This window comes from Wolbachia endosymbiont of Nomada ferruginata (assembly GCF_001675785.1).
GTDB lineage: Bacteria > Pseudomonadota > Alphaproteobacteria > Rickettsiales > Anaplasmataceae > Wolbachia > Wolbachia pipientis.
Genome location: NZ_LYUY01000067.1, coordinates 1 through 7,840 on the forward strand (window position 1 = coordinate 1; position 7,840 = coordinate 7,840).

Sequence of the window (7,840 nt, forward strand, 5' to 3'; positions counted from 1 at the left end):
ATACTTTTTTCTCATCTTTACCCCGTACTAAAATTTCAGATATTATAGCCTTTTACTTGTTTCCGGACAACCTCTAAACAATAAATTCGATAAGGTAGCTGACGATATAACTGACTTTATTGTTAGCAGTGTTGAAAAACTTATTTCAATAAAGCCGCCAGGCATAACAGCCTAAACTGTCTCCGTTCAGGGTATAAGTGTTACAAGTAGCATCATACAAGGCGATTAACGGCATCCTCCTGATAATAGAATAATTGTATCTGCTCAGGGGCATCGCAAATATTGAAGCAAAAGTGGTCAGTGCTTACTATACGAATATTGTGATTTGAATCCACTAGGGAGGATGTCATCCCAGTGCCCAGACACTGGTTTCCATCCAAGATGGTATCATTCCAGTCTGGAATCCAGTTTTCTTTATAAATTCACCAAAAGTGCTTCATTCTATAACGCAAAACCCATACTCACCAAACCCAATGCATTGCTTGCAATTAAGTTTCCTGGATCCCAGTGTCTGGGCACTGGGATGACAGGGGAAGGAGGCTACTGGAATGACACCTTTGTGTTTGAGGCAAAACCTGCTATAACATTTCTTCGCAAACAAACGTTCGTACAGTTATGTATCAGCTACTTTCATGGCACCATTTGTTGTAAACTCACATTTTCTCTATGATTATCTTTATTTGCCGCTTTCCCGGACGGATGCTCTACAGTTATTTCCTCATCAATAGCCGAGCGAGGTGCACCAGAACCAGGTACAACAATATTCTCGTGCGATTGCGTATCCTTCTTTTCCTCACATGGTGTTTGCTTAATGAAATGTGCTGCTAAAACTTCATGTAAAGCTTTACCTTTTATAAGCACAGCCTCGTTTTGCTTAGCTAACTCTAAAATTTTCTTTGGTTCAACATCTTTACCGTCAATAGTTGATTTTTTAATACTAACTTGACCTAAATTTATATTTAGAACAACAGTACAGTTAAGGTCTTTTCCAGATTCATCTTTTGCACCCCAACTAATTTCGATGTCACATATTGCAAATTCTGTAAAGGAGTAGTTCCTCTGTTGTTTCTCATTCTTCTCAATTGTTACTATTCTTTTATCATTACTGTATATTTTTACCCTTTGTACCTCATTTTTAATTGTTTCCATCCTTTTAGTTTTTTTGCTAAAAAGACGACTAGTTTCTAAACTCTGTCCAGGTTTAGTAATATTAATACTAAGATTATCATAATGATTAACAAGATGTCCTGCCTTTTTGTCTGGCCAATAACATCCATCAAAGAAACCAGTTAGATCATCTTCGTTTAGAAATTCTTTTGCATCATTCATTCCTTCGTCAATTCGAAGAAGATATCTACCCAACCTCTTTTTAAAATTTTCTTTTAACTCCTCCTGATCTTTAGAAGTAAGCTTCTTATCCAATATATCCATTATTTCTCTTTGCTTACTTAATACCACATAGTTAAAAAGGAAAATGCTCTCCTTCTCCCGTCGATAATAGTTTGCTATTTTTTCAAATGGATCTGCTGGCCGGCCGTTATTATAATTTACAGAATCAGAAGAATCTTGACATTTATTATCCTTAAAATTGAAATTCAATTTTTCAAAATCTGATAACACTTCTTCTGCCCTATCTTTAAAAGACCGAAGTCCATCTTGAAGTTCTTTTCCATAACTCATTCCTTTGTCAACTTGAAGAACATATTGACTATATTTCTTTCTAAACTCCTCCTGTTCTTCGAGAAGAGGAAGATTCCTATCTAATATATCGATTATTTCTTTCCGCTTATTCAATATTACATAGTTAAAAAGGGCACTCTCCCCCTTCTTTTCATAATCGTCTGCTATTTTGTCAAAACACTTATTATCCTTAAACTCCAATTCCTCAAAATCTGAGAGCACACTTTGTACCTGAATCTCATCGAATTGAAGATTTGCTTGAGGAGATAGAAGAGTCAACTTTTCTTCACTTTCCTTGGTACTCGAATTTTTGTACAAACCATTAAATAGATTTATAATACTAGAAAACATTTCACACCTCTATTGTTATAAGTAAACTTGATTATATCTTAATGCTAAATGTTGTAAAGCTAAAATTAGAAACTAAAAAAGCTAACATAAGTTCTGCATTGTTTGCAGCTTTATCAGCCTATTAGGCAGAATTATTAAAGAATTAGTTGAATAGGTATTATGATTCAATTTAACTCCATCCACAAGTTCTCCGCTTGTTACTCCAGTTGCAATGAACACTGATTCACCTCTTGCCATATCTTTTACGGCGTAGACTTTTTCTGGGTCATCAATATTTAAATTTTTTGCTCTTTCTCTTAACTGATCCGTATCAAGTACTAATCTTCCCTCCATCTGTCCGTCGATAGAGCTTAGCGCTGCAGCCGCAAGCACTCCCTCTGGTGCTCCTCCTATACCGATATACATATCATGATTGCCATTTACTAGTGAAACTACGGCCGCAATATCACCATCATCTATTAGTTTAACTTTTGCTCCTAATTTCCTGATTTTCTCTATTAATTCACCATGCCTTTCACGTTTAAGTACAGTTACCACGAGATCATTCACTTTGCATTTTTTTGCCTTGGCTAAATTGTCTAGATTCTTTTCAATGCTATTTTTTAGTGAGACTACACCCTCTGGAAGATTTTTTCCTACCGCTATCTTTTCCATATAAACATCAGGTGCATGTAAAAAATTACCTTTTTTCGTTGCAGCAAGAACAGACATTGCCCCCTGTTTGTAGTGAGCGCAGATTGTAGTGCCTTCAAGTGGGTCAACAGCAATGTCAATCTCAGGACCATTTCCAGTGCCAACCTTCTCGCCAATATATAGCATCGGCGCTTCATCTCTCTCACCTTCACCAATTACGATAGTACCATTTATTTCCATTGAATTTAATACTGTACGCATGGCATCAACTGCAACCTGATCAGCCTTTTTTTCATCGCCGAAGCCTGCTAGTTTATATGCAGCAAGCGCCGCAGCTTCGGTCACTTTAACTAATTTATAGGCTAAATCTTCCATCATTTGCTTTAAGAACTATAAATAAAGCATTGAATATATATCATGCTGCTTGAAACTGCAATATGTCTTGACTGGTTTTGGGAAAGTTGCTGTAATAAACTAACATATAGTAGTAGGTTTAGTTATGATATATAGTAATGATGATATTAGAGAGTTGTATCGAAAGATAGCTACAATTGTAAAATATGATGATAAGGGAATTGCTAGTCTTAAAGATTTGCAAAAGGAACCAAAGTGGAAAGAAGTTAATTTCCAAGATAAATGTGAAGGAGACAATTCATTAGAAGACTTACTTCTAAAACATGCAACCGAAAATAACAACACACGCGTTAAGGATTTTCTCCTCCAAAATGGGTGTAAACCCCTTCAACAAGAGCAAATAACCGCAGCAATAAACAAGGAAGAAGAGGAGCAAAACACACCTGATATAAGAGAAAATAAAGCAGACAGCAATGAAGTAGATTCTAGTAACTCCATAAACCCTGGTATGACTGCTGAAGTACTTTACGGGCAACTAATACAAGGAAAAAAACAAATTCGGCAATTTTTGACTCGTTTGCAAATGCTGTAAGAGAGTCCAATATTACCGGCGATCGTAGCGTATTTCTAGATTTTGTAAAATTGTTTACAGATTTAGATGCTGTAATCCATCTTACAGATACTGCTTCCAGGACTATATTGGATATAGCTGCAATAACAAAACAAGCTGACGTTGTTAAGGTACTTTTGGATAGTGGCAAATTTAATGAAGAAGAAAAATTGCATGCCTTGAATTCTGCTATTGTTCAAGGTAATGTCCAAGAAGTTGAGCTAATTTTAGGTTACGTGAGTCCTGCAAACAGGAAAGAGGCTTTAGAAGTGGCCATACAGGTAGGTAAAACTGAAATTGTTAATGCGTTCTTGAATAGTGGTAAGCTTAATGAAGAAAACAGAGCAAAACCTTGCAGCAGTAATGGGAACATTGGTAGTAGACCTATAGCAACAGTTCCTCTAACCAGTACCAATGGTGATAATCATAATAACAAAAATAAAACGCCTGTAATACCAGAGGAAACAAATACTAAGCAAACTGCCACACCAAATAATGATAATAAAGCTAACGGCTTTGTAGATGCTCAATTTTCTATGCCAAATGAACAAGAAACTAAATATAAAGAGAGCAAAAAGGATTTTTACACCTCATTGACAAAAGATGTTGTTGGAGTTGTTGTTACAGGATTATTCATTGCTGCTGCTGTGATGGTTCCATCTGTGGCTGGTGCTATAGTTTGTGGTATTATAGCTGCTTTGGTTGCAATATATACCGGGTTGCATATAAAAAATTCTACATTACCAAGCTATAGAGAAATGGAAGAAAATAAAGTTGAACACGTAAATTCACAAGTTGTAAAAATATAGGATGTCATGCCAGTGCGTGACACATAACTGTACGAACATTTGCTTTTGTTGAGGTAATTCGCACAACAGATGGTGTCATGCCAGTGCGTGACACTGGCATCCAGAAATTTTATTGTAGAAGCACACTGAACTGGTGAGCGTAAAAGTAGCTGTCTTATACTCAAACAAATGTCTTTGCGAGATTGCATGGAAAACTGGATCCCAGTGTCTGGGCACTGGGATGACATCCTCCCTTATGAAGATTGCTCTCAAATCACGATGTTCGTACAGTTGTGTGTCACGCATGGGAATGACAAAAAAAGGAGCACTTGAATGATAGAGCTCCACAAGGCGGTCCAATGTTTTTCACTTACCCAACAAACTTAGATTTTATGCTAAACTGTGCTGCCACTAACTTTGCAATCGGTACTCTATAGGGTGAGCATGAAACATAATCCACCCCTGATTCGATGAGAAACTCTATAGATCCTGGATCTGCACCATGTTCTCCACATATACCCAGTTTTATTTCTTTTCGGGTTTTTTTGCCTCTTTCAATGGCCATCTTGATTAACTCCCCTACCCCTTCGATGTCCAGCACTTCAAATGGGTCGTTTTCGAATATGTTGCTTTCCTTATAAGAATCAAGGAAATTAACTGAATCATCTCTTGAAAGTCCCATGGTTGTTTGCGTTAAATCATTAGTGCCAAAACTAAAAAACTCTGCATGTTTTGCTAACTTATCAGCAATCAGTGCCGCTCGTGGCAGTTCTATCATCGTTCCAATTGAATAAGCCTTGTCTGATGTCATTCCAGCGCGTGACGCTGGAATCTGCGTCTGGATCCCAGCTGAGATAACAGAGGATTCTTTCTTTGCTAGCTCGCATATCAGAATAAATTCTTTCTCGCTCATGATAAAAGGAATCATGATTTCAGGCTCCACTTCTATCTTCTTTTCTTTCTTTAATTCACTTGCAGCACTAAGTATTGCCCTAATCTGCATGCTATATATTTCAGGATGAGAAATGGCAAGTCTACAACCTCGATGGCCAAGCATTGGATTTTTTTCCGATAACTGTGCTATTTTATTTTTTACTGATTCAACTGACTTATTCAGTGATTTAGCAATTTTTTCTATAGTAGACTGATTATTGGGTAAAAATTCATGCAAAGGTGGATCAAGCAAACGTATAGTGACTTCCCTGCCCTCCATAATAGAAAATATTTCTTTGAAATCAGACCTTTGCATTTCTTCGAGTTTATTTAATGCATTTGTCCTTTCATTTTCATCATCAGCTATTATCAATTTTTGAATGAATTCGATTCTATCACTAGCGAAAAACATATGTTCTGTGCGACATAAGCCTATGCCTTCTGCACCGAATTCTTTTGCAATTTTTGCATCTTTTGGAGTATCAGCGTTCGCTCTCACTTTGATCGTTTTAATTTCATCTATCCAGTTGATTATCGTTTTGAATTCTTGCGATAATTCAGGTGAAATTGTAGGAAGAATGCCAAGCATAACTTCCCCTGTTCCTCCGTTGATGGTAATTGGTTCACCTTGATTTACTTTTGTATCCCACACAGAAAAGAAAGTTCCATCTTTATCGATATAAAGTCCACTCACACTGCAAATACAAGGCTTACCCATTCCACGAGTTACAACAGCAGCATGCGAGGTCATCCCTCCACGTGCTGTTACTATGCCACTTGCAGCATTCATTCCATTAATATCTTCAGGACTCGTTTCTGACCTTACTAAAATCACTTTTTTACCCTGCTCTGCAGCTTTTTCAGCATCACTTGCACTAAACACTACATATCCAGAAGCAACCCCTGGAGAAGCCGGCAGTCCCTTCCCTATTACTTTCTGGTCACTCTTAACGTCAAGAACTGGATGCAACAAATTGTCAAAAGTTTTTGGATCAATTCTCAATATTCCTTCTTCCTTTGTAATCGTTCCTTCGTTTACCATATCAACTATTATGCGAATAGCAGCTTCAGCCGTACGCTTGCCAGACCTAGTTTGCAAAATCCATAACTTACCGTCCTGCACAGTAAATTCGATATCCTGCATGTCTTTATAATGCCTTTCAAGTTTTTCACATACTGCGCATAATTCCAGGTAAACACTTGACAGCAACTTCTCCATGGTGTTTTTTTGCTCTCCGTCAATTGGCATAGGAGTATAAACACCAGAAACCACATCCTCACCCTGAGCATTAACCAAAAACTCACCAAAAAGCTTTTTTTCTCCAGTTGAAGGATTTCGTGTAAATATCACACCAGTTGCAGAATTATCATTTAAATTACCAAAAACCATTGCTTGCACGTTGACCGCTGTTCCAAGGTTTTCAGGAATATTATGTATTCTTCTATAGGAAACAGCCCTATCATTTTTCCAAGAGGCAAATACTGCATTAACTGAGTTTAACAATTGCTCTTCAACGTTCTGCGGGAAATGTTTCTCAGTTTTTTCATATACTATCTTTTTAAAATCGTTAACAATTCTCTTTAAAACATCAACATCAAGATCAGCTAAGCTTTTTGCTCCACTCTTTTGCTGCTTATTATCAACAACATCTTGAAATAGGTGATGATCAAGCTGTAGTACAACATTGGAGTACATCATGATGAAACGGCAGTAGCTATCGTAAGCAAAACGTTCGCCACTTTTTTTTGCAAGCCCAACAACGGTTTCATCATTTAGACCAACATTTAAAATAGTATCAAGCATGCCCGGCATTGAACTAACACTACCAGAGCGTATTGAAACTAATAAGGGATTATTTAAATCCCCAAATTTACAACCGATGTCATTTTCGAGCATCGCCATGTAGTTTTTGATTCCACTACATATGTCATTCCAGTGCGTGACCACATTTTTTTCTGGATCCGAGTAGTCAGCTACTTGGATGACAGAAGATCTATTGTCTTGATAATAGACTTTGCAAGCAGAGGTGGAAATTGTGAAACCAGGTGGAACAGGAATGTCAACATTGCACATTTCTGCTAAATTTGCCCCCTTTCCTCCCAGCAGATTTTTCATTTCTGCATTGCCTTCGCATTTACCCTGGCTAAAGTAATGTATTAACTTTTCCCCCATCATTTTCTCCGGATTTTCACTGATAAACACATTGTACATATAGTTCCAATAAACCTGTGAGAACTTGAAACCTTAGGATAATAAATTTTACAAAATTTTGCAACAACGTTCCTTCTGGCAACATCAGTAAAGTTAACAAAAAAGATGACAAATTATTGAATTATTATCAATAAGAATATATAATATAAAGATACATTTAAAAATTTTTTTTATGGCTCTTTCTAAATTTCTCGACCCCAAGAATGATGGTGTGCTGCAGTAACAAACAAAGTAATGTTTGTGAGAAGCTTTATTGAAGATGAAGGAAGGTCCTTCGAA

Annotated in this window: 8 protein-coding genes; 3 read left to right on the forward strand and 5 right to left on the reverse strand. The window is 36.9% G+C overall.

Going from position 1 to position 7,840, the window contains the following annotated elements:
• Window positions 1-212 precede the first annotated feature (212 nt).
• On the reverse strand, window positions 213-350 hold the full coding sequence (locus tag BA053_RS07380; RefSeq protein ID WP_156518105.1) for a hypothetical protein: 138 nt from the start codon (window positions 348-350) through the stop codon (window positions 213-215).
• Here BA053_RS07380 and BA053_RS08715 point away from each other — a divergent pair.
• Window positions 344-670 (forward strand): hypothetical protein, encoded by a 327-nt coding sequence (locus BA053_RS08715; protein WP_245611065.1) that lies wholly within the window; start codon window positions 344-346, stop codon window positions 668-670. The genes BA053_RS07380 and BA053_RS08715 overlap by 7 nt on opposite strands.
• On the opposite strand, the gene BA053_RS04405 is transcribed toward BA053_RS08715, so the two are convergent.
• Both BA053_RS04405 and glpX read right to left on the reverse strand, forming a co-directional pair.
• Window positions 631-2,031, reverse strand: a complete 1,401-nt coding sequence (locus BA053_RS04405; RefSeq protein WP_082941415.1) for a hypothetical protein — start codon at window positions 2,029-2,031, stop codon at window positions 631-633. The genes BA053_RS08715 and BA053_RS04405 overlap by 40 nt on opposite strands.
• Window positions 2,032-2,112: 81 nt before the next feature.
• Window positions 2,113-3,039, reverse strand: coding sequence for a class II fructose-bisphosphatase (glpX, locus tag BA053_RS04410; RefSeq protein WP_065106804.1), 927 nt, complete (start codon window positions 3,037-3,039; stop codon window positions 2,113-2,115).
• A gap of 124 nt (window positions 3,040-3,163) precedes the next feature.
• Between glpX and BA053_RS08065 the strand changes: the two genes are divergently transcribed.
• Together BA053_RS08065 and BA053_RS08070 are read left to right on the forward strand one after the other, a co-directional pair.
• Window positions 3,164-3,610 carry a hypothetical protein gene (locus BA053_RS08065; RefSeq protein WP_245611066.1) on the forward strand — a complete coding sequence of 149 codons (447 nt, stop codon included), beginning with the start codon at window positions 3,164-3,166 and terminating at the stop codon, window positions 3,608-3,610.
• A gap of 50 nt (window positions 3,611-3,660) precedes the next feature.
• Window positions 3,661-4,437: an ankyrin repeat domain-containing protein gene (locus tag BA053_RS08070; protein ID WP_245611466.1), complete on the forward strand. Its 777-nt coding sequence runs from the start codon at window positions 3,661-3,663 to the stop codon at window positions 4,435-4,437.
• Window positions 4,438-4,512: 75 nt separating this feature from the next.
• Here BA053_RS08070 and BA053_RS07390 read toward each other — a convergent pair whose 3' ends face one another.
• Both BA053_RS07390 and ppdK read right to left on the reverse strand, forming a co-directional pair.
• Complete coding sequence (locus tag BA053_RS07390; RefSeq protein WP_156518106.1) at window positions 4,513-4,776, reverse strand: hypothetical protein; 264 nt, start codon at window positions 4,774-4,776, stop codon at window positions 4,513-4,515.
• Window positions 4,777-4,786: 10 nt separating this feature from the next.
• Window positions 4,787-7,522, reverse strand: a complete 2,736-nt coding sequence (gene ppdK / locus BA053_RS04420) for a pyruvate, phosphate dikinase (RefSeq protein ID WP_174525432.1) — start codon at window positions 7,520-7,522, stop codon at window positions 4,787-4,789.
• Window positions 7,523-7,840: the final 318 nt, after the last annotated feature.

Coding starts and splice junctions, on each gene's coding strand:
- BA053_RS08715 (WP_245611065.1), top strand. CDS start 344: ATGTCATCCCAGTGCCCAGACACTGGTTTCCATCCAAGATGGTATCAT.
- BA053_RS07380 (WP_156518105.1), bottom strand. CDS start 350: ATGACATCCTCCCTAGTGGATTCAAATCACAATATTCGTATAGTAAGC.
- BA053_RS04405 (WP_082941415.1), bottom strand. CDS start 2,031: ATGTTTTCTAGTATTATAAATCTATTTAATGGTTTGTACAAAAATTCG.
- glpX (WP_065106804.1), bottom strand. CDS start 3,039: ATGGAAGATTTAGCCTATAAATTAGTTAAAGTGACCGAAGCTGCGGCG.
- BA053_RS08065 (WP_245611066.1), top strand. CDS start 3,164: ATGATATATAGTAATGATGATATTAGAGAGTTGTATCGAAAGATAGCT.
- ppdK (WP_174525432.1), bottom strand. CDS start 7,522: ATGGGGGAAAAGTTAATACATTACTTTAGCCAGGGTAAATGCGAAGGC.